The following is a 23,497-nucleotide window of genomic DNA, read 5'->3' on the forward strand; positions in this document are numbered from 1 at the left end:
TCGCCTCGCCATTACTGGCGCGACGATCGCGCCAGGTGTCCCTCGGAGGACGTTGCCATGCCGAGCGCCAAAGTGCCCCGGCTCACGGGCTTGAAGAAGCTCGAGGGCAAACCTCTGGAGTTGCTGTTGCGTGGGCAGGACACCGGCGACGATCCGATGCTCATCCTGCGCTGCACAAGCGAAGGATTTGAGCTGCTTGATGTGGTGAACATGATCGCAACCTCCGAGCTGTACCAACAGGGAGAGATGGTCAAACGTATCACCGGCAAATCCGTGAGAACCGTGCGACGCCTGCTCAAGGAAGGCGCGTCGGTGCGCCTGGACACGCCGCAGAGCGTGATCGCCTACCAATATGCCGCTGCGCTGGAACTGGCCATCGAGGTGTTCGGGCGTCAGGCCAAGGCCGAATCATGGCTGGAACACCGCGCCACTTACTTCTACGGATATGTGCCGCTCGATCTGGTTGGACATGCGTTGGGCTTCAGGATGGTGGAGGAGTATCTGAACCAGATCAAATACGGGGTTTATCAATGAATCCCTTGCCCTGGGATGATCGCTGGTACGCCTGGCGGCTGGATCGCGAGGTGTACAGCGAGACCTGGGACAGCGGCCTCGGATCGAAACGGGACGGCGGCCGCTGGAATACGCCCGGCCGCAGAGTCGTTTATGCGTCGGTCGACCCCTCCACGGCGATACTGGAGGTGGCCGCCCATGGCAGCTTCGATGCGCTTGATCAGGAACCCTATGTGTTGACCTGTTTTGAAATCACCCACGACGCCAGCGTCAGAATCGTGCAACCGGAAGATGTGCCCAATCCCCATTGGCTCACCCCGATCAAAACCTCACCCAACCAGCGAAAGTTTGCCGATGCACTGTTGGCTGAACATCCATTTGTTCTGGTGCCTTCGGTGGCCACCCGACACTCGTGGAATTTGCTGGTGAGTTGCGATCTGGCGGAGGGTCAGTTCAGGATGGTTTCGCAAGAGCGGTTTGGGCTGGATACGCGGTTGTTGCAGGAGGGTTGATCGTATTTGTGTGGGTCTGCGAATCCGACACGACAATTTCCAGGTTCCGGGAGCGATCAAGGGCCGATGAGTCGCTGCCAGCTACATTCGCGGCGGCTCGCATTCTACGCCTGGATTGAGGCTTTCAACCAATATAAAGATCCGGTACATTTCGCGCCCACGCTTACTACAAGGAAGTTAAAGATGGCAAAGCCTGCCGCTCGACTCAGCGATCTTAATGCATGCCCGATCACAGGCCATGGCACCAATCCCGGTAGCAGCGGTTCAGGTAAACATCAATGGAATGCCGGTTTTGCGTGTCGGAGACACCACAGCGTGCGGAGACACTGTCACCGAAGGCATCAGCAATATTTTGATCAATGGCAAGCCTATTGCTTTCTTGGGCAGTGCGACGGCCCACGGAGGCATGATAATCACGGGCTCTGGCGACGTTTTTGTCGGCACCCAGGTCGGTTCCGCACCTTTCTCGCCGATTATCACTGTTCCCAAACACAGCGAGCGCTTCCAACTGGTTGATGAGACCACTGGCGAAGCTATTCCCGACATGCTTTATTGCATCGAAACGGGTGACGGTCAGCGTCTCGTAGGCCATACCGACAGTCATGGTAACGCCGCGCGAGTGTTTACGGCCAACCCGACTTCGATAGTTGTGCAGTGGGGTAAGGAAGCCGCCGCCCATCTCGACGCGCTCGGCCTAGATTACTAAGGGAGGTGGCAGGTGGCAGCCCCCAGAAAGAATCAAGCTCGAACAAGCGATCAACATACAACGACCCAAGTGAAAGGTACGCTGGCACAGGATTACGTAACGGTTGTGGGTGCGTCTTACATGTCCCTTTATGAAAAGGTTCGTGGCCAGAAGGGCAACAAGATGCGCTTTATCAATCAGGGTATTCGCCAACTCACAAAGTATCCAATCGGCACTCCAAACTTCACAATCCAGCGTGTATTTCTGATTTTCCAAAATGACTATCCGGAGAACTTGCTGGCGGCTTTGAAGGACGTTGTCGAAAATCAGCACGGAGCACAGTACCGGGAGATGGACTCGATATCCGGTCTTGTGGATTTCATCGCAGCTCGGCAACGCCGCGGGCGCGAGATCAAACCGCTCGACTTTTTTTCCCATGGTGTGGTGGGCAGTATCGAGTTGGGCTACGAGCTGGATAAAAACGATAGCTACCGTCTGCGTGATGCACAAGCGAATATGTTCAAGCCCGAAGCGTTTGCCTATGGTGCGAAAATTCACTCCTACGCTTGTCGCACAGGTTTGGGTATCGATGCCGACTTCAAGGTCAATGAAACAGAAGATCCTCATTACGAGCGCAGCCTGGCGCAGATTCTTGCTAATGCGACCCGGACCACCGTGTGGGCATTTCCAAGACGCAGCAACTACGACACGACTTATGGTACTGCCGCGGAACGGGGATCTGTGCCGGGAATTCGTGAAAGAGAAGCAGCTGATGGGCGAGCGATGCGGAATTATTTGAGTCGAAAAACCGCTTATGAACGAAAGCTGATCGAACATCGCAAGACCCTCAAAGACCCAACGGCGCAATTACCTGATGAACAGGCGCCGCAGGCGCCAGCGCCAACAGTCTCTGAAGAAGAGCGCAATTTGCTGGCGCACGATGACAGCCGAGCATTGTATGAACGGAAGATTGGATTTCCGCTGGATGCCTTAGGCGCACATCGTGACGTTCGATCAGGTGATACACCGGACGGCGTACCCAAACACCTGCTTGCCTATAAACCGCTATGACGCTCCTGAAGTTTATAGGCAAACGTCACGTCTTATGTGTCTTGTTGATTGCTGTCAGCTTTGCAGGACTATTTATTTACGCCAAGGAAGCCCAGATGCCAGCCAAAGTAATGATGTATTACGGCCCGTGGAGTCCGGAAGAAAACCGTTTCGACGCCAGCCGGTGGTTCAGTTCAGGTATGTATCGCCCGCGTCTCATGGGTACTCCGCCTGAAGAGAGCCCAGTGACCATGCTGCGCAATAAGCCTGAAAGTTTGCGACATATTGAGAATGATGTTCTCTTGACCGAAGCGTTATTCGCTGTAGGGCGACAGTTTCCGAGGTTGGACACCGAAGACCTCATTCTGAATACGCCGGACCTGCATCGCCAGATACGGTATGCCTATAGTTCATTTGCCGAGCCTGACAAGCCCGTGGATTCCTATTGGCTTTTCATTACGTTTGCAAACAAGACCGTGGTCGTTACGATCGATTGGGACGTGACAGAAAAGAAACTCTTGCCCCGCTCCATGGCTTCGAATCTGATCGAAAAAAGTGATGAAGAGGCTGCATACCTTCAGGTAAAAAAAGAGCTTGATGGGACGGCTTCAGCCAAGCGTTAACTCACGTTGCCATGACTTCAATGGTTGAAACGACAAATCCCGCCAATAAGCGGGATCTGTGTTTTACCAAGAAGCTTCTTACGAAGGGAACAGCTCGGACAGTTTCATCGACAGCATCATGTCGCCTTCAACGCGCAGCTTGCCGCCCATGAAGGCCTGCATGCCGTCGGTTTCGCCGCTGACGATGTCTTTCAGGGTCTGGCTGTCCAGCACCAGCGTGCAGTTGGCATCCGGGTTTTCACCTTCCTGGATGTCGCAGGTGCCGTCTTTGACGATCAGTGCGTATTGCTTGTCTTCGTCGGTGATGTTGAAACCGAAGACCAGGTCCAGACCGGCAGCGGCGGCTGGGTTGAACTTGGCTTGCATTGCTTTTACGGCATCAGCTACGGAGGTCATGGTTCGATCCTTTCTTGGTCATGGGAGCTGGGTGGTTACAGCCAGGGTCACAGTAAGCCGGACTCAGCGAAAAGTGATGAGTTCCGGGGCCTTCAGCAGTTGCAGGTGTGCGTGACTGTTGAAGGAAGCCAGAGCCACCTCGCGACCACGAAACTTCAATTGGTTGAGCGAGGTGTTGACGATTTGCCAGTTCAATTCAAAGGCCTGTCTGGCAGGCATTTGCGTAATCAGGTGGAGCAGGGCAGTGATGGTGCCGCCGGAGGTAAACACGGCGATTTTCTGGTTTTTTTCCGCCAGGTCGAGGATGCGGTGCAAACCGGCCTGAACCCGTTCGACGAAACCCAGCCAGCTTTCCAGTCCGGGTGTGTCGTAGGTGCCGGCGAGCCAGCGCTCGACGATCAGGGCGAAGATGCGCTGGAATTCACCGCGGTTCTGCGCGGCGTTACGCAGGATGTCGAGGGCTTCCGGCTCTTCCGGCAGCATGGCCGGGAGCAGAGCGCGGATCACCGCATCGGCATCGAATTCGTTGAAGGCGGAATCGGTTTCGAGGACTGGAACCGGCAAGCCTCTGGCGCTGAATTGCTCCAGTGCACTGGTGGCCGTGTGCTGTTGGCGACGCAGGTCACCGGCAAGGCAACGATCGAAGCTGATACCGAGGTCGGCGAGGTGCTGGCCGAGGATTTCTGCCTGACGCACACCGGTCGGCGACAGCACGTCGTAATCGTCTGCACCAAAGGAGGCCTGGCCATGTCGTATCAAGTAGATGCTGCCCACGTCCGCGTCGTCCCGGTACGTTGAAGGTCAGGCGAGGTTATGAGGATGGCGTAAGGCTGTCAATGAAAAAACATACGCTTGTTTGAAATGCCCGTTACAGGCGTGTTGCCAGAGGTTTCACGGCTGGCCGACGAGCCGGCGCATGGGTATGCTGGAGCCATTCCGCGTGTAATACACCGTCACGCATTGCTTTGAGGAGTCTCTGTGGATTTTTTCACCGAATACGCCAGCTTCCTGGCCAAGACCGTCACGCTGGTGATCGCCATTCTGGTGGTGCTGGCCAGTTTCGCCGCGTTGCGCAGCAAGGGCCGGCGCAAATCGGCGGGCCAGTTGCAGGTCAGCAAGCTCAACGATTTCTACAAGGGCCTGCGTGAACGCCTGGAGCAGACCCTGCTCGACAAGGATCAGCTCAAGGCATTGCGCAAGGGCGAAGCGAAAACAGAAAAAAGCGCGAAGAAGCAAAAGAACAAGCCTGAGACCAAATCCCGGGTGTTCGTGCTCGACTTCGACGGCGATATCAAGGCTTCCGCCACGGAAAGCCTGCGCCACGAGATCACCGCGCTGCTGACCCTGGCCACGCCGAAAGACGAAGTGGTTCTGCGTCTGGAAAGTGGCGGCGGAATGGTGCACAGCTACGGTCTGGCGTCGTCACAATTGGCGCGCATTCGCGACGCTGGGGTGCCACTGACCGTGTGCATCGACAAGGTCGCGGCCAGCGGCGGTTACATGATGGCGTGCATCGGCGAGAAGATCATCAGCGCTCCGTTCGCCATCCTCGGTTCGATCGGCGTGGTCGCGCAATTGCCCAACGTCAATCGCCTTTTGAAGAAGCACGATATCGATTTCGAAGTGCTGACCGCCGGTGAGTACAAACGCACCCTGACCGTGTTTGGCGAAAACACCGAAAAGGGCCGCGAGAAGTTTCAGGAAGACCTCGACATTACCCATCGCTTGTTCAAAAACTTCGTCGCCCGTTATCGCCCGCAACTGGCGATCGATGAGGTGGCTACCGGTGAGGTGTGGCTCGGTGTCGCTGCGCTGGAAAACCAACTGGTGGACGAACTGAAGACCAGCGATGAATACCTGGCACAGAAGGCCAAACAGGCCGAGGTCTATCATCTGCACTACGCCGAGCGCAAAAGCCTGCAGGAACGCATCGGCATGGCCGCCAGCGGTTCAGTGGACCGCGTGCTGTTGAGCTGGTGGAGCCGTCTTACCCAGCAACGGTTCTGGTAAACCGCAGGCATAAAAAAACGCCGGTCACATGACCGGCGTTTTTGTGTCTGCGACAAACGTCCGACGCTTAGCGGCGACGGAACAGCGGCAGTGGTTCGTCAGCGGCAGCCTGGTAAGTCACCGAGAAGTCCTTGAGGCCTTCCAGTGCTTCGTACGGGTCTTTGTCCGCGCGAATGGCAAAGGCGTCGAAACCGCAGCGATGCATGTAGAACAATTGGTCCCGCAGTACATCGCCAATCGCACGCAGCTCGCCTTTGAAACCATAACGGTCACGCAGCAGGCGGGCATTGGAGTAGTTACGGCCGTCGGTAAACGCCGGGAAGTTCAAGGCGATCACCTGAAACTTGGCGACGTCGTCACCGATTTCCTCGGCCTCTTCATCAGCATCCAGCCACACACCCAGACCACCGTCGCGGGCCAGGAGCATGCGGCTGTGTTCGCGCCAGAGCTGCAGCGGCACGATCAGATCGTCGCAGTTGCTGATTTCATCGATATTGAAATCCTTCGGCAACAGGTGCCAGGTTTCGTCGACGACTTCGTTGTTCTTAATGATTCGCTGCATAGACGCGTTCCTTGAAGAGGTCGATGCCAATACGCTGATAAGTGTCGATAAAGCGCTCGTCTTCGGTGCGTTGTTCAACGTACACGTCGATCAGCTTCGAGATCACGTCAGGCATGGCTTCCTGTGCGAAGGACGGGCCGAGGATCTTGCCCAGGCTCGCATCACGGCTGGCGCTGCCGCCGAGGGAGACCTGATAGAACTCTTCGCCTTTCTTGTCCACGCCGAGAATACCGATGTGGCCGACGTGGTGATGACCGCAGGCGTTCATGCAACCGGAGATGTTCAGGTCCAGCTCGCCGATGTCGAACAGGTAGTCCAGATCATCGAAGCGACGCTGGATCGATTCGGCAATCGGGATCGACTTGGCGTTGGCCAGCGAGCAGAAGTCACCGCCTGGGCAGCAGATGATGTCGGTCAGCAGGCCGATGTTTGGCGTGGCAAAACCGCCTTCACGCAACTCGCCCCACAGGGTGAACAACTGGCTCTGCTCGACATCGGCAAGAATGATGTTCTGCTCGTGGGAGGTGCGCAGTTGACCGAAGCTGTAGCGGTCGGCCAGATCGGCGACGGCATCAAGCTGCTTGTCGGTAATGTCGCCCGGGGCAACACCGGTCGGCTTCAGCGACAGCGTCACAGCCACATAGCCGGGTTTCTTGTGCGCCAGGGTGTTGCGGCTGCGCCAGCGGGCGAAACCGGGATGCTCTTGGTCCAGATCGGCCAGTTGCGTAGTCTGGTTGTCGAGGGTTTTGTAGTCCGGGTCGACGAAATGCTTGGCGACGCGATGCAGTTCGGCTTCGGTCAGCGTGGTCTGGCCACCGCGCAGGTGCTCCATTTCCGCATCGACTTTCTGCGCGAACACTTCAGGCGTGAGCGCCTTGACGAGGATCTTGATCCGGGCCTTGTATTTGTTGTCGCGACGGCCGTAGCGGTTGTACACACGCAGGATGGCGTCGAGATAGCTCAGCAGGTCTTGCCAAGGCAGGAATTCATTGATGAATGCGCCCACCACCGGAGTACGCCCGAGGCCGCCGCCAACCAGCACGCGGAAACCCAGCTCGCCAGCAGCGTTGTAGACAGGTTCCAGGCCGATGTCGTGGACTTCAATGGCAGCACGGTCGCTGGTCGAGCCGTTGACGGCGATCTTGAATTTGCGCGGCAGGTAGGCGAATTCCGGGTGGAACGTGGTCCACTGGCGGACGATCTCGCACCATGGACGCGGGTCGATCACTTCATCGGCAGCGACACCGGCGAACTGGTCGGTGGTGACGTTGCGCAGGCAGTTGCCGCTGGTCTGGATGGCGTGCATCTGCACCGTCGCGAGCTCAGCGAGGATGTCCGGGATGTCTTCCACCGCAGGCCAGTTGAACTGCACGTTCTGCCGCGTACTGATGTGGGCATAGCCCTTGTCGTAGTCGCGGGCGATTTTGGCCATCATGCGCACCTGACGCGAAGTCAGCTGGCCGTAAGGCACCGCCACGCGCAACATCGGCGCGAAACGCTGGATGTACAGGCCATTTTGCAGGCGCAGGGGGCGGAATTCTTCTTCGCTCAGCTCACCTGCCAGATAGCGTCGGGTCTGATCACGGAACTGCTTGACGCGGTCCTCGATGATCCGCTGATCGTACTCGTCGTATACGTACATATAAGTCCTGTTCTCAGGCTTGGGCTACTCGGAAAACGCTGCGTTTTCGCTTGCTGGAGTCCGATGTTGCCTCTGCAATTCTGCGCGCACGGCCGCGCACTCCGTCACGGAGCCGGGGCAATATACCCGTTTGCAGTTATGCGCAAAAGTGATGTTTGCGTATATATAAAGAACCAAATCGCCTAACGCGAATGCCGGTCATCTAATCCACATTTGTCGTGCGGACAATCATCGTCTTAACTGTGATCGAGTCTTTGTGCAATCACCGATAAAACCGACAAGAGGCGATGCAATGAGCAACCCGACCAAAGCCAGGAAAAGCGACAGTAGCGTCGACGCGTGGGCCATTTTGTTCCTGATCATTCTCGTTGTAGGAACAGCGGTCTTCTGGGTCAGCCACCAGTAACGTCCGCGCTTCCGGGCCTTTCTCCCAAGGCCCGGATAACCTGCATCAGATACCTTTTTTCGTAGCATCACACCCCGGCCAGATACAACACCAGTTTGACGATGGCAAACAGCGTCAGGCCGAACACTGCTGTAAACAATACGCCGAGAATCACGAAGTGACTGGGTTTGCCGTGGGTAAAATCCCTTTCCCGGTTCTTGCCGCTCTGCACCCCGAAAGCCGCCGCCATGACGCTGTGCAGCATCTGCCAGAAACTCGGCGGTTTGTTGTCGATTGGATCGTCCATAAATCCCTCTGCGAAAAATCGTCCCCCGAAGCATAGTCAATCGCTGTGGTCCCGAATGCCACGTTACAACTTTTGCGCGGCGGATATATCCATGTACCGCCGGACACCGCGGCGTCAGTGATGTGCTGTCGCTCCATTTACAGGAGCGATGTATGTCCACCGATTCAGACGTTTCGACCATTACCGACCGCCCCCTCAAACCTGCGGCGTCCGAGAGCCTTCACGCACCCTGGCTCGAATCCGTGATGCCGCATTGGCTGATTCAGGCGCCGGTGCACAGGAAAACCGAGCTCAAGCAGGCGCAGACAGTGTTCCCGCACTGGTACACGCAAGCGACGCCGGCCCAGCGTCAGGTGGTCGATACCAGGTACAGGATCAGTTTTATTGCTCAGACGAGGCTGGACCGCACCATGTCCACCTTCAAAGACATCGAAACCTTCGCCCGGCCGCTACTGGCGCAGGCGCTGAAGCGCCGCTACGAGGTCGCCGTGGATCTGGATAACACGCTGTTGTGCCTCAGGCGGCCAATACGCGCTGGCATTCTCGGCGAGGAAATCGGTTCATTCGAGGCATTGACGCTGTCGATGCTCCAGGCCGCTTTGCACAACTTCGAAAGTGATGAGTGTGCTTACGGCGCCTTTCACAGCAGCTCTGGCTTCGCAACCGCAACCGCCGTAAAAGGTGCCCTCAAGGCTGTTCCGGTGAATGTGTCGGTCAGGAACTACCTGAACCTGTGCCGCGAACTGGATATCGGTGCCCAGTACCAGGCTTATCTGACAAGGTTTTTCCATCCGGTCGATCCGGCCGCGGAAGCGAAGTTGCGCCGGCACTTTATCGCCAGTCAGAAAACGGCCATGCGCGCGGCAGCCGAGCGCGCACTGTTGACCAAGGATATTCAACCTGAGGATCACGCAATGATCCTTTCGGTGATCAAAGGCAACAGGCACCCCCGGATCGGCGACAAGCAGGTGTGGTTTCAAGACCTGGGCTTGATGCGGCACAGGCTGGTCGGTTGTGTGGTGTTCAAGATCGCGCAAAAGTATGGCCCGGTGGACGCGGTAATTCTGTACGTACCCAACGATCCGGAACACCCGCTCAAGCGCTATACCGGCACGCAAATGCAGGACACCTTCAAGCGTCTGCTGAGTGCTCGCGATGCGCAACAGGCGGACAGCACGGCGCCCACGTCCTATCAGCGATTCTTCAGTCAGTTTTTTCCTTACGAGAAGCGTCCGTATTACTTCAGTCAATTCGTAAAGTCTGCAGACGGAGCATCGGATTGGCTGTCGTCACCGTGGCGCAAGATTCTGCAGACAACGTTGATTTTCGTAGAGATCTGGAAGACTTCACCGAAATATCAAAAAATGGTGCCGGACACCGATCCTTACGTGGCTGTTTCGTTGATGCCGCACCTCCAGGTATATCCATGGGCGAGGAACAACGATCTCTGGGCGTACTTGTACGAAAAACACCGTGACAAGGTCATCAACGACGCTCGTGGTCACGCGGTGCCCACCGCCGACGTCGACGCCAAGGCGCGCGATGCCAAGCTGTCAGGGCTGCTGCAATTCGGTCTGCTGGCGCTGAACATGGCGTCCATGTTCGTTCCGGTACTGGGGGAAATCATGCTGGTTGTCATGACGGCCCAGTTGCTCTACGAAACTGTCGAAGGCGTGATCGAGTGGAGCGAGGGGGACAAGCACGCCGCCAGGGCGCATCTGGTGGATGTTGCTGAAAACCTTGCGCAGATCGGCGTAATGGCCGCCGCAGGAGCAACCTTCAATCGGGTGACAGCCGTTAAACCGGAGCCGGTGATCGAAGATCTGCACCCGGTGACTCTGCCTGATGGCAAGAGGCGCCTGTGGAGGCCGACCTTGCGCGGCTATGAACAAGAACTCATGCCCGGCAAGCTGTCGCGGCCCGACACGCCGGGACAGTACCGCGTCGCCGACAAAACCTGGATGCGCCAGGGCGACAGGCTCTATGAGCAAACGTTTGACCACTCCACCGGGCATTGGCGGTTGAAACATCCCACCGATTCTCTGGCTTACCAACCGTTGCTGAGCCATAACGGCCACGGTGCCTGGCGCCTGAGCCTGGAACAGCCCATGGCGTGGGATCGCTTGACCCTGCTGCGACGCATCGGGCACCTCGCCGATGCTTACTCCGATGACACATTGCTGGCGCTGGCCGATATCAGCGGTATCAGCGATGGCGCCCTGCGCAAGATGCATATGAATCAATTGCCCCCGCCCCCTGAACTGCGAGATGCCATGCGCCTGTTCGATGCCGATGCGCAGGCGAGGCAAATGGTCGAGCAGTTGCGCGGAGCCAGGCCCATAGACGAGCACTACCTGTATGCAGTCCCGCTGGTCACCGAGATGCCCCGTTGGCCTGCCGATCGGGTTTTGGAAATGACAGCTGATCCGCACGGAGCAGGGCCGCCCATCCGCTATGGTGCGCAAAATACGCTGCCCGGCTTGGGCCACAAGCCCGCTATCCGCCTGACACGTACGCAAGTGTTGAACGGGGAAATGCCGGCGCGGATTCTGGCTGCGTTGGAAGAGCAGGAAATCAACTATCTGCTGGGACGAACCGCTGCGCAATTTCGCCCGGCACGGCCCGATGAGTTCGGCAAACAACTCGCCGAATACGCCTATACGCGTCAACCGGCGATTTTTGACAGTCTTTATCGGGGTACCGAATCGTCGAGTGCGCCCGTGCGCCTGTTGCAGCGTGAATGTCCCGGTCTCAGCGACGCGGCTGCCCAGGATGTGATCGAGCATGCTTCGATGCACGAGCTCGCCCGAATGGATGCGACCGGGCGTTCCCCGTTGAGAATGCTGGAAGAGGCTCGATGGCATGCCCGCCAAGGTCGCCAGGCCCGCGCATTCGCCGGTTTGCACAGCGAAAACCTGGCGTCGGCGGACAGTCGGCGACTGGCTTTGCACGCTCTGGAACAATTGTCTGGCTGGACGCACTCGCTGCGTCTGGAAATTCGCGAGGGGAGCGTGACTGGCAACTTGCTCGACAGCATCGGCGAGCCTATGGCACCGGTTAGACGCTATCTGGTGAAAAACGGACCTTTCTATCAAGCGTTCAATGATCACGGCCAGGCATTGAACAGAGTCTCGAGGGTCCAGGACAGCTTTTACAGTTCGCTCATGCATGCGTTGCCTGAGGACACACGTTCATCAATCGGATTGTCTGTCGGCAACGCCCATGGTGAGCTGCAACAGAGGATCATCGAATCGGCTCACCTCCATCGAGCCGAAGCTGCGCGATTGCTGTCACCGGCTGCAAAGTGGTTCAAACCGCCGGTACGCGTGGGCACGCGACTGCTGGGTTATTACGCCAGCGGCCGTGGTACCGGTCTCAATCCATCTCTCGAATCACGCATTGCGCATCTATACCCCGACTCGCGCCAGGCGCGGGCATTCCTCGCTCGGCAAAGCGGCCAGAGTGAAGCGCAGATTCATATCGAACTGGAATCTCGCCGCCAGGAATGGGAGGCATTGAACGTTGCACTTGAGCGATGGCAGGCAGCGCCGAGTGATAGCCGTACTGCAACGCACAGGGCGCAACTGGCGCAGACACTGCGAGAGGCATGGCGTAATGGTCCGCTGGACGGGCAGGCGGCGGCCCGCCTGACAATCCATTGCGACACGCCATTGCCCGAGCTGAGTACAGGCTTTCCCCACGTGCGCGAACTGGCCATCACCGGCATCGGCATCACCGACGTCAATGCGGACGGGTTTCTGGCGGCGTTCCCGAATGTCACCGATTTACGGATCGGTGAATTGAGGCGCTATGGCCAGACACCTGTCACCCGACCGCTTAGCACATTGCCAGAGGCCGTTGAGCGGCTGCCCGGCCTGAGACGTCTGCGTTTCTCTACCGACGCGCCATTGCTGGCGGAGAGCTTTGCGCGAAGGCTTGGTGCACTGACTTCGCTGGAGGACCTGCGCATCGACTATCACGGATTCGATTCCACCACCTTGCATGGTCTTGATCTGCAATCGCTGACACGACTGCGCAGATTACGCATCGATGCGCCCCACGCGTTATGGCGATGGCCGGGATACGTTGAACGACTTCAGCAGCTCAGACGCCTTGACCTGACACACACCTTGATTGAAACCTTGCCCGACTCGCTCTACAGCGGCCATGAAAGACTCTGGGCCGGGTTATCGCTGGATTGGTCACGTGTCACCCCAGCGACGTTCCGTCGGGCCTATGAGTATGTCAGCCGCCACTCCGGCCCGCGTGGCCACCTGCTCGACGTGCATCAGATGGTCAGTGAATATTGCCGCGCCGAACTCGATACCATGGCCGTCGTGGCGGATAGCGCCGACCCTTTGCCGCAGGCATTCAACGCGGCCTGGTCAACACCGTCGGCGAGGGTGGCGGCAATCGAGCAGCTTCGGACCGAACATGAGGCCATCTTCGCCGCGTTTTATCCACCATCCCCGCTGCAGGGATCACGCTATGCAGCGCCTGCGCGGCGCTGGTCGACAGGGGCCAACGCAGACCTGTTACAAGCGCTGAAAAGCAGCTGGCACGGTGCAATTCGTCAGCGCTATGGCCTGGCAGCCAACGTCGAGCGCTTTACCTTCGTCGAGCCGCCCGGCGCCAACACGAGTGTCGAGCTTGCTTCGTTGCCGGCCGGCAGTTTCGCTCATGTGCGCACACTGCGCCTGGGAGGGCTGAACGTGCCCTCCGGCCAGGCGCGGGATTTTATTCGCGCCTTCAGTCATATCGAAACCCTTGAACTGGGGGGAAGTACGTTCACCGAGCTCCCTTTTGCAGCCCAGGAATTGCCCGCGCTACGTCGGCTCGACGTGTCCGGTAACAGAATCACCGTGACGGCGATGGTCCAGCGCCAACTCGATGCCCTGCCACAACTGGTACGACTGAACCTGAGTCATAACCCGCTGGGGCGACTCGATGCCACAGCCTTGAGCGGGCTTGAGGCCTTGAATCTGAGATCGACGGATTTGCAGGCCTGGCCCACCGGGGCGGAAACTCTTTCACGGCTGTCATGGCTCGATTTACGAGACAACCGGATCGCGTCCCTGTCGCCGCAAGCGCTGGCGCATCCTGACGTATTGATGAGGGCGAATCTGTCGGGCAACGTCTTCAGTGCCGAAGGTGAAGCAGCCTTTCACGCGGCGCTGCAGCGCATCGAGCAGCAGCGGGGGTTGCACCAGGGCACGTTGTCACGCTTTGCCGCAGAGCCGGTGCCTGAGCATTTTCCGCCTTTGGAAACCGGCGGTTCGTTCAGTGATCTGCTTCTGCCGCTCCCGCAGCCGGCGCCTGTCAGTTCAGGCGCTTCGGGGCATTTGCAGCGGTTGGCGGTGATACTGAATCGCGAACGGGCGCAACGTAGTCTGCTGGTGCTGCGGACACGGGCCTTGAATGACGCTCAGATCGATGCGCAGATCAGCGAATGGCATCTGAGCTGCGAGGCGCTGACCCGTCAGTTGAACGATTGGCTTTATACCAGGGAAGTACGAACGAACACTGTCCTGGTCAGTGCGCAAGTGCGTTCACTGGTGGCCCGGCGAATCAGCGAGACATGGCGCGACACCCTGACCCAACACCCCGGCAGCGTCGGTCTGGAGCTCGAATTGGCAGGATTGCAGACTGGAGAACTGCCGGCGCTTGTGGTGCAGTTTCCGGGCGTGACGATGCTGGATCTGAGCGGGGCAGGGATCACAGCGCGGGGAAGCGCGGGTTTTCTCGAGGGTTTTCCCGACCTCGATACGTTGTTTCTGGGTGGTAACGAATTAGGTGCGGTACCTGCTCCGGTGCTGCGAATGCGCCATTTGACGCGACTGGAGATGCAGTATTGCAGCTTGCGCAGTGCGACGAGTGTTTACCCTTTGCTGGGCAATGCGCGGCTGCGCACGCTGGATTTGAGTTACAACGAACTTCGCGTATTCAATCCGCCCGACTATGGTGTGATCGAGTCTCTGGATCTGCGATACAACCAATTGAGCGAATGGCCTGACGGGGTGTTGAGAGCGCCCGGATTGCGGGAATTGAACCTGTGCGGTAACGAAATCACCGACATCCCCAGGGCGCTTTTCGCTGATGATCATTCCGGTCTGATCGCGGGCTCGGATTTGTCGGATAATCGCCGTTTGTCGCTCTCGGCACTCCAGGACCTCAGGCGCTACAGCCGCGAACACTCGGCACCGTATGTGCTGGGCATGACGCGCGGCCAGATTGAGGCAATGATCGAACGTCTGGTGTTTGGTGATCTGTTAGGAATTCCCGAAAACGGCGTTGCAATTGAAAACGCTGGCGGCGTTGTTCACGACCCCCATGCGCAAGTATTTCCTCCCGAGGACGTCTTCGATCCAGCCAACGATGTCGCGCCACGCTCGCGCGATCCATGGCTGGCCGACAGCGATCCGCAGCAGGTTGCGCAGAGAACCGAACTCTGGGCGCAATTGGCGCAAGAACCTGATCATGAGCGGTTTTTCCAGTTGCTGCGCTTGTTGCTCGACACGCAAGACTACTTGCAGGTGCGAGGCGACCTGACCGAGAGAGTCTGGCGTGTCATGCAAGCCGCTGCCGAAAATACTGAGCTGCGGCAACTGTTGTTTGAGGGCGCCGAGACCCATGGTACCTGCCCGGACGGGCGAATTCTGACATTCAGTGATATGGAAGTGCGGGTTGCGGTACATCACCAATTACATGACATTCCGTTGAATCGAATGGCCCCCAGAGGTCGGGCGCTGCTGCGTCTGTCGCGGCAACTGTTTCGTCTGGATCGCGTCGAAACGCTGGCTGAAGCCGCAGCGCTGGGTATGGATCGTGCGGAAGTGCGCCTTAAATATCGCATCGGTTTGACGGGCGGCTGGGGTGACGGTGTCGATTTACCGGGCCAACCCGCGTCGATGATTTATGACGTCCCGCTGAGTGATGAACTGCTGGAGTACACCCGCGCCTCGATTCTTGAGGCAGAGGGCACCGATGCGCTGTCCGTAAGCATGGCAGAGCGCGACTACTGGATCTCTTACCTGCAAGATCTCCACCCACAAGAGATGGCCGCGCTGGACGTTGCGGTTGACGAGCGACGCCAGCAACTGTGGGACCAGCTCAATCAGCGTCTCGCCCGCAATGAACTGAGTTCCGAGCAATACGACATTGAGCTGTACAGGTTGGGCAAGGCCATGGACGTGCTGCGCACACAGAAACGCGCCGAGCTGACACGCCGGGTGATCAACGAGCTGAACAGCTTCGCCACGGAATCCGAACAACCCGGGCGCCTGCCTTCACCATCCGGTTCCTGAGGGCACCCTGCTGAGGCGGTCCGAGGCAGGACAAGTCACATCCGCTTACCACTGATGGTTGCGCTATATCCGGATAACGCAGAAGCGATAACGCGACATGGTCTGCTGAGCGCTCCATCAACAAGGAGTGACCATGATCGCTATCCCCCCTAAACCCGTGTCGACGCAGCCTGCGTCGACCGCTCGGCCGGCAGACGTCAGTCGGTCAGTAAAACCCATTGCCACGCAAAGCCTGCACGGCGAGTTTCTTGAGGCCTCGATCCCGCAATGGTTGACCGAGGCTTCGCCGCAACGGCGCGAAGCCTTCAAGGCGGTTGCGACGACGTTGCCAGCCTGGTATCAGGATGCGACGCCGGCCCAGCGCAAAACCGTGGACGACACGTTCAAGGCCAGTGTCATCGCCCAGAACAGTCTCGACAAGCGCATGGCGAAACTTCAGGACGTCGAGACGTTTGCCCGGCCATTGGTCATCAAAGCGCTGAAAGACAAACACTCGCTGGATATCGATGTCGACAAAACGCTGCTGTGTCTGCGCCGCCCGGTTGAGATCGGTATCCAGCGAATCGAGCTGGCCTCATTCGAGGCGCTGAAGATAACGCTGCTGGAAGCCGCACTGCACAACTTCGAAGCTGGCGAATGCGAAGGGACCTACCATTCAAGCTCTGGTTTTGTCGTGGCAACCACCACGGCGCAGACGTTCGACCACGTAGAGATCGGTATTTCGGTCAGCCAGTTTCTGCGCCTTTGCCGCGATCTGGATATCGGCCAGCAATACCAGACTTACCTGCAAGAATTCTTTCATCCTGAGGAAGCGGTGGCTGAGGCGTTGCTTGCCGAACGCTTCATCGCCGCCCAGAAGGCGACGCTGCGCGCTGCGGCCGAGCAGGCGCTGTTGCAGAAGGATATCGAGGCTGCGGATCACGCGATGATCCTCTCGGTGATTGACGGCGAGATGCACCCCTGGATGGGTAAAAAACAGGTCTGGTTCAAGGACCTGGGGTTGATGAAAAAAAGACTCACCGGCTGCGTCGCGTTCGTCATCTGCGAGAAATACCGCTACACCGACGAACTGATTCTTTACATCCCGCACGATCCTGAACATCCGCTCAAGCGCTACACGTTCCAGCAGATGCGCGACGAACTCAAACGCTTGCTCACTGCACGCGACACTCTGCAACAGACGGGCGCGGAGCCCACCGCCTACCAGCGCTTTCTCGGCCAGTTCCTGCCTTATGACCAGCGTCCCGAGTATTTCAGCCAGTTCAGGCAAAAGGCGGCTGACTCACCGGGCGATGGCTGGGATCTGCTGCGCTCCCCATGGCTGGCAGTGCTGCAGGGATTCACCGGCGGTTCAGCGTTCACCCGCATTCAGCAGGTACCGCCCGAACGCCAGGTCAAATGGGAGCCAGTGGCGGACCCCTACATCGCACCGTCCACCCTGGGACGCAAGGGGCAGGGACTTTGGGCTCCCAACGAGGACCTGTGGCAATACCTCTATAGCCAGAACCGCACCAAGCTGATCGATGATGCCCGAAGCCATGCGGTACCGACTGCCGAGGTAGACGCGCGAGCAAGGGACGCCAAACTGGCCCATCTGATGCAACTTGGCATGCTCGGTCTGAACATGGTCTCGATGTTCGTGCCTGTGTTGGGCGAAGTGATGATGGTGGTGATGGCCGGGCAACTGCTCTATGAAACGCTTGAGGGCGCAATCGAATGGGCCGAGGGCGATCGGCGTGCGGCCAAGGATCATTTGATCGATGTGGCGGAAAACCTTGCGCAGATTGCGCTGATGGCCGGTGTGGGCGCCGCCGTAAGGAAAATCTCGAGCGCCAAAGCCGTGCCGGTCATTGAAAGTCTGCATCCGGTGAAGTTGCCCAACGGCGAAACCCGGCTGTGGAAACCCGACCTGAGCGCTTACGAGTCGACTGTTGCACTGCCTGACAGTCCCGGGCCAAACAGTGCCGGCCAGCACGTGCTTGAGGGTAAAACCTATATTCGCCAGAGCGGCAAGGTCTATGAGCAGTTTTTCGATGCATCGATCGGCAAATGGCGAATCAGGCATCCGACCGACATCAACGCCTGGCAGCCGGTGCTCCACAGCAATGGAAGCGGTGCCTGGCGGCATACTTTGGAACGTCCGCGGGATTGGGATCGTCTGACACTGTTGCGGCGCATCGGCCATGCAACCGAAGCCTTCTCCGATGCACAGCTGATCAAGGCTGCCGATATCAGCGGTGTCAGTGAAGCCGCATTGCGCAAGATGCACATTGATTCTTCGCTGCCACCACCGGAACTGACCCAGGCCATGCGCATGATGCAAGCAGACGGCAACGCGGCACTGGTTGTCGAGCAGTTGCGCGGGATAAAACCGATCGATGAACTGTACCTCTACGCGTTGCCGCTGATCACCGAAATGCCGCGCTGGCCGGAGAACCGGGTGCTGGAAGTCTTCGACGGCGAGCAATTGTCCGGCAAGTCCGTCAGGTATGGCTCCGCGCGGCGGTTTCGCGACATCGGCGTCAAGTCACCCATTCAGATATCGCGGGCCGATATCTCCAGCGGTGAACTGCCAGCACGTATCCTCGCGGCGCTGGACGAGTCAGAAATCACTCGGCTGCTGGGCGAGCAGGGTGCACGGGTGCGCAATGCCCGGCCGGCAGAGTTCGGCCAGCAGATCGCCGACTACGCCAGCACCCGCCAGCCGGCGATTTACGACAGCATTTACCTGGGGACCGACCCCGTCGATCCGCAGGTCGTGCGTTTACAGAAGGCCTGCCCGGGACTCAGTGAACCGGCGGCACAAACGGTGCTGGCACATGCTCGCCCCGATGATCTTGAGCAACTCGGCGCAGGGCAACGAATACCGCTGCGTCTGTTGGAGGAGGCCCGCTGGTACGCGCGCCAGAGTCGACAGGTAGCGGCATATGCCGGTCTGCGCAGCGAAAACGTCGCTTCTGCGGACAGCCGGCGCCTGGCGTTGCACACGCTGGAGCAATTGGCGGGTTGGCCCGACAGCCTTCGCATTGAAGTACGCGAAGGCCACGACGCCGGCATGCTGCTCGACAGCATCGGCAGTGAAACCGCCGGCGAGAAAAAATACCTGATCAAAACAGGCGTTCAGTTTCAGGCATACAACGAGCGCGGTGAGGCACTCAACAGCCTGCCTCGCAACGGCGACAATTTTTACTCCTCGATCATGCATGCCCTGCCTGATCATGCGCGCCGCAGCCTCGGTGTCCCTGAGGTCGGGCAGTCCGCAGAGTTGCAAGCCAAGATCATCGATTACGCCGACCAGCACCAGGGTGATGCCCACGCGCTGCTGGCCCCCCAGGCCAGGTGGATGAAACCGCCGGTGCGGGTGCACGGCACGTTGATCGGTTATCCCGCCAGTGGACGCGGCGCGGGATGGGCACCGAATTTGCTGGCTCATGTGCAGGATATCTACCCGCAACTGACCGACGAACAGGCTCGCGGCTTCCTCCTTGACCAATATCGGGCAGGAAAAGACAACCGCGCCATTTTCGAGCTGTTGCAATCCCGTCGGCGTGAGTGGGAACAACTGAATGCGACGCTGGATGAATGGGCAGGGACAGCGACGGCGGCGCCCTGGGAACGTTCCGGAACCAATTACAAGTTTCGCACCGCTCAAGCGCTCAAAGCCTGCTGGCGCAACGCTTTGTCCACTGGGCTCGCGGGTGCCGATCAGCTCTTGATTCTCACCTACGATCCTCTGCCAGAGCTGACCGCCGACTTTGCTCACGTGCGTGAACTTTCGATTGGCGGCGGCGGCTTGACCGACGCCAATGCTGACGCCTTCCTGGCACGATTTGCCAATATCGAAAAGTTGTCGCTGGGGGAGCGGGGCAGTCTGTTCGGCACCTATATGGCGCGCGAGCAGTCACTGACGACCTTGCCCCTGAGCGTGACTCGCATGTCCGCGCTGAAAAAGCTCAAGTTCAGAACGCCAGCCAGAGTGATGGCTTCCGATCTGTCGACAAGATTGCGTAGCCTGACCGCCCTTGAGGAGCTTCATCTCGATTTTCTCGGCGGCGCAGGCAGTCCGCCTGATTTGGATCTGGCCCCCCTTGCAGGACTGAAGAAACTCAAGATCGAAGCGGCGGGTCTGAGACAGTGGCCGGCTTATGTGGAACAACTGCCTGAGCTGGAGCGTCTGGATCTGACGCAGACCGCCATCGCTTCCCTTCCACAGACCCTCTATGCCGGGCACGAGAAACTCTGGGCCGGTTTGTCCCTGGACTGGTCGAGGTTCTCCCATGGAGCGTTCAAACCGGCTTACGACTATGTAAAAAACTACATGGGGGAGTGGGGGCATCTGGTTGACCTGGATTCGATGGTCCGCCGCTACTGCGCCGGGGAACTGAAGTTTCTGACGGGTGAGGCCGGGCGTCTCAACCCGTTACCTCAGCGCATCATGAGTCTGTGGAACACTCCGGAAACCCGACTTAAAGCCGTGGAGATTCTGCGCGTGGAACACAACGCAATTTTCCGCCAGTTCTACGAGGCCAGCGCATCCGCGGAGTTGCGTACGGCGACGCCGGCAGCGCGCTGGCAAGCGCCGCCCAATGCCCGGGTGGTTCGTGCCCTGGAAAAAAACTGGCGCGCGGCCATACGCCGGCGTTATCGCTTGAACGATGACGTTCGTCCCTTCGATGCTGAGGACGGGATATCCGCCAGCGATCTGGACGACGCCAGCATGTTTGAACTGATTGACACCGCCTGGACGCAGGGCGCGGAGTCGGTCAGTGAGCTGCCGCAATTGCCAGCCGGTACGTTTGCTCATGTGCAGAGGGTTCGGCTGGACCGGTTGACTGTGCCGGTCGAACAGATCCGCGGCTTTCTCCAGGCATTCAGTGGCGCCACAAGCCTGGAAGTCACTGCTTGCGGTTTGACAGAAGTGCCGGTCCGGGCAGCCGATATGACCCGGCTTGCACAGCTGGACCTGTCTTTCAACCGTATCGCCGTGACCCCTGAGGTTCAAGGTCAATTCAACGCGCTGAGCAATCTGGAACATCTCAATGCCCGCCTCAATCGGCTGGACACACTGGACGTTTCTCGCCTGACCGGGCTCAGGACGCTGAACCTCAGCTCAAACGGGCTCAATGAGTGGCCGAGGGGGGCGGAGAACCTGGCGCATTTGCAGGCACTGGATCTGCGCCATAACACCATCGGATCGCTCCCGGAACAGGTGCTTGCCAACGACACCGTGCTGCTCAAGACCCGGCTGCTGAACAACCGCTTCAGTGTCAGCGGCGAAGCGAGCATGGAGGCGGCGCAGCGACGTGTCGAAATGACCTTGGGTTTGCCCGAAGGGGCGCTGCAACGGTTCGAATCGCAATCGGCTTCGTTACCCGCCGGTTTCGGCGGTGCCACGCCTGACACGGCTCTCAATCGCGCCGCTCATCTATTGCCGCTGCCACCCGCCACGGCCATTACGCAAGGCGCCGACATGAGCCGTACCGTGGTGGAAATCTTTCCGTCACTTTCGCTTGAAAATGCCCAGGCCAGCGTTGAGCGTTTACGCAATGAGGGTCTGTCCGCTGAGCAAATGGTCGGCAGACTGAGCCAGTGGCGAGCAAGTAACGAGGCGTTGACGCGCGAGTTGAATGGCTGGATCTTCAACGCGGCGCAAGGGGCTGGTGAAAGGGCGCAGCCATCAACAAGGTACTTCGATGCGACCAGAATCCGCGCTTGCTGGCGGGACGGACTCACGGGCCATACCGAATCCGCCGGGCGGACGCTGAGCCTTTCAGCGGGTGGCATGGGTGATTTGCCTGCGCTGTCGAACGTGTTTTCCCATGTGCGAACACTGGACCTGACCGGGGCAAAGTTTTCCGTCGAGAGCTTCAACCTGTTCTGCCCGGCCTTTCCTGAGTTGACCACTCTGATGCTCAATGGCACTGGCCGGGCACGCCTGCCGGAAGCTGTCGCCAGTCTGAGCCGGCTCGAACGGCTGGAATTGAGCGGTAATCGCCTGGCCGAGGCGCAATCGGTGTATCAGCACGCGAGCGGGGCGCGGCTACGTTGGCTCGACCTCAGTCACAATCAGCTGGAAGAATTCAACGCCGCAACCTTCAGCCGTCTGGAAACCCTCAACCTCGGCCAGAATGGCCTGGAACGCTGGCCTGAAGGCGTGCTTGAACTGGCGCATCTGCAAAGGCTGGACCTGTCGGGCAACAACATCATGGTTTTCCCGGACCGGCTGTTGGGCGGCAATCATGAGGCGCTCGTGGCAGGCACCGATCTGTCGGAGAATTCGCTGGAGCTTAATTCGCTGGAGCAGATCAGGGACTACAGCGTTGCGCATGGCGGCGGTGACGTGCTGGGCTACACGCCGGAGACCTTGCAGCGCCTGATCGCCGAGCGTATGAGCGACTCGGAAAGCGATACCGGTTCCGAATCGGATTCGGGCTCAGGCTCTGGCTCTGGCTCTGGCTCTGGCTCCGACAGCGACAACGATGATGACCCGCGTGGCGGAGGCGGTGGCGGTAGCAGGCCCGTGGATGTGCATGCCGGTGTGGAGGCAGCGGAGGTGATTGCCAATCCGGCGCAGGACGTGGCGGCACCGGCGATGGATATATGGATGACCTATACCCATGCAGATGCGCGTGCAGCGCGGCAAGCGCTATGGCTGCAATTGGCTCGACAGGCCAACCATGAGGCGTTCTTTCATTTGCTCTCGACTTTGCCCGACACCCTGGAATTCAGGTTTGCCGGTGCCGATCTGACCCACCGGGTCTGGCAGGTGATCCAGGCTGCCACGGAAAACGCTGAACTGCGCGAGCTGCTGTTTCTCAACGCCGAAACCCACGGCACGTGCCCCGATGGCCGGATCCTGTCTTTCAGCGAACTGGAAACCCGCGTCTATGAGTTCAACGCCCTGCGCGACATTCCACGGCATCGTCCGCTGCAACGCGGCAGGGCGTTGCTTGATCTGACTCGACGGCTGTTCCGCCTGGAAAGGGTGGATCGACTGGCCGAAGCCGCCGCCAGGAACAAGGACCGCGCGGAAGTCCGCCTGCAATACCGCATCGGCCTGACACGCGGCTGGCCGGACGACCTGGAGTTGCCGGCGCAACCCGAACACATGTTGTACGCCTCACCGATTCGCGGGCGACGATTGCTCAATGCGCGTGCCTCGGTTCTCGCGGACGAGGCATCACCCATGTTTCTGGAGGATCTGATTGCGCGGGACTACTGGATCCGCTATCTGCAGGATCGCCACATCGAGGCGTTCGAGGCACTTGAGCGCGAAGCCACCCGGCGGCACGAAGCGGTCGAGGATGCCTACCCCGATAAAGAAAACAGCGATTATCTGGACGCGATGAGGGTGCTTGAAATCGAACTGGCGGATGCGCGTATCGAGAAACTCAAGGCTTTGACTCGCACAGAACTGGAGAGCCTGGCGTCGCAGGATGCGGGAGCGTCGCCACCGGCCCCATCCTCACCGAAACCCGGGCCTTCGTGGCGCCGTGACTGATTGATCG

13 protein-coding genes are annotated in these 23,497 nt (G+C 58.9%); 8 read left to right on the forward strand and 5 right to left on the reverse strand.

The features are described 5' to 3' along the window. The first annotated feature begins 57 nt into the window (after positions 1-57). From AC0IXA_RS00105 to AC0IXA_RS00125, 5 genes are all read left to right on the forward strand, one after another. Entirely contained in the window at positions 58-534 is a 477-nt protein-coding gene (locus tag AC0IXA_RS00105; protein ID WP_122610537.1) for an MbcA/ParS/Xre antitoxin family protein, read from the forward strand. After that, positions 531-1,025, forward strand: coding sequence for an RES family NAD+ phosphorylase (locus tag AC0IXA_RS00110; RefSeq protein WP_016774476.1), 495 nt, complete (start codon positions 531-533; stop codon positions 1,023-1,025). The genes AC0IXA_RS00105 and AC0IXA_RS00110 overlap by 4 nt, the downstream gene beginning before the upstream one ends. A 238-nt stretch (positions 1,026-1,263) precedes the next feature. Further along, positions 1,264-1,731: a PAAR domain-containing protein gene (locus AC0IXA_RS00115; RefSeq protein ID WP_471811037.1), complete on the forward strand. Its 468-nt coding sequence runs from the start codon at positions 1,264-1,266 to the stop codon at positions 1,729-1,731. Positions 1,732-1,743: 12 nt separating this feature from the next. Beyond that, positions 1,744-2,781: a hypothetical protein gene (locus AC0IXA_RS00120; RefSeq protein ID WP_471811039.1), complete on the forward strand. Its 1,038-nt coding sequence runs from the start codon at positions 1,744-1,746 to the stop codon at positions 2,779-2,781. Between the two features lie 95 nt (positions 2,782-2,876). Beyond that, positions 2,877-3,383 (forward strand): hypothetical protein, encoded by a 507-nt coding sequence (locus AC0IXA_RS00125; RefSeq protein ID WP_471811041.1) that lies wholly within the window; start codon positions 2,877-2,879, stop codon positions 3,381-3,383. 78 nt (positions 3,384-3,461) lie between these two features. Here AC0IXA_RS00125 and AC0IXA_RS00130 read toward each other — a convergent pair whose 3' ends face one another. Both AC0IXA_RS00130 and AC0IXA_RS00135 read right to left on the reverse strand, forming a co-directional pair. After that, positions 3,462-3,779, reverse strand: a complete 318-nt coding sequence (locus tag AC0IXA_RS00130) for an SCP2 sterol-binding domain-containing protein (protein ID WP_016774477.1) — start codon at positions 3,777-3,779, stop codon at positions 3,462-3,464. Positions 3,780-3,842: 63 nt separating this feature from the next. Further along, positions 3,843-4,553: a histidine phosphatase family protein gene (locus AC0IXA_RS00135; RefSeq protein WP_016774478.1), complete on the reverse strand. Its 711-nt coding sequence runs from the start codon at positions 4,551-4,553 to the stop codon at positions 3,843-3,845. A gap of 204 nt (positions 4,554-4,757) precedes the next feature. On the opposite strand from AC0IXA_RS00135, the gene sohB reads away from it, so the two are divergent. Beyond that, on the forward strand, positions 4,758-5,789 hold the full coding sequence (sohB, locus tag AC0IXA_RS00140; protein ID WP_471811043.1) for a protease SohB: 1,032 nt from the start codon (positions 4,758-4,760) through the stop codon (positions 5,787-5,789). A gap of 67 nt (positions 5,790-5,856) precedes the next feature. Here the strand turns inward: sohB and AC0IXA_RS00145 are convergent, their stop codons facing one another. The 3 genes from AC0IXA_RS00145 to AC0IXA_RS00155 form a co-directional block, all read right to left on the reverse strand. Further along, the gene (locus tag AC0IXA_RS00145) at positions 5,857-6,351 is read right to left on the reverse strand and encodes a DUF934 domain-containing protein (RefSeq protein WP_122507084.1); all 495 of its coding nucleotides are present in this window, start codon (positions 6,349-6,351) and stop codon (positions 5,857-5,859) included. After that, on the reverse strand, positions 6,335-7,993 hold the full coding sequence (locus tag AC0IXA_RS00150; protein WP_122692730.1) for a nitrite/sulfite reductase: 1,659 nt from the start codon (positions 7,991-7,993) through the stop codon (positions 6,335-6,337). The genes AC0IXA_RS00145 and AC0IXA_RS00150 overlap by 17 nt, the downstream gene beginning before the upstream one ends. A 473-nt stretch (positions 7,994-8,466) precedes the next feature. After that, positions 8,467-8,685 carry a DUF2970 domain-containing protein gene (locus tag AC0IXA_RS00155; RefSeq protein ID WP_041478699.1) on the reverse strand — a complete coding sequence of 73 codons (219 nt, stop codon included), beginning with the start codon at positions 8,683-8,685 and terminating at the stop codon, positions 8,467-8,469. Between the two features lie 152 nt (positions 8,686-8,837). On the opposite strand from AC0IXA_RS00155, the gene AC0IXA_RS00160 reads away from it, so the two are divergent. Both AC0IXA_RS00160 and AC0IXA_RS00165 read left to right on the forward strand, forming a co-directional pair. Continuing rightward, positions 8,838-15,989 (forward strand): NEL-type E3 ubiquitin ligase domain-containing protein, encoded by a 7,152-nt coding sequence (locus AC0IXA_RS00160; RefSeq protein WP_471811046.1) that lies wholly within the window; start codon positions 8,838-8,840, stop codon positions 15,987-15,989. Between the two features lie 133 nt (positions 15,990-16,122). Further along, positions 16,123-23,490: a dermonecrotic toxin domain-containing protein gene (locus AC0IXA_RS00165; RefSeq protein ID WP_471811048.1), complete on the forward strand. Its 7,368-nt coding sequence runs from the start codon at positions 16,123-16,125 to the stop codon at positions 23,488-23,490. Positions 23,491-23,497: the final 7 nt, after the last annotated feature.

This window comes from Pseudomonas sp. AC083 (assembly GCF_979253165.1).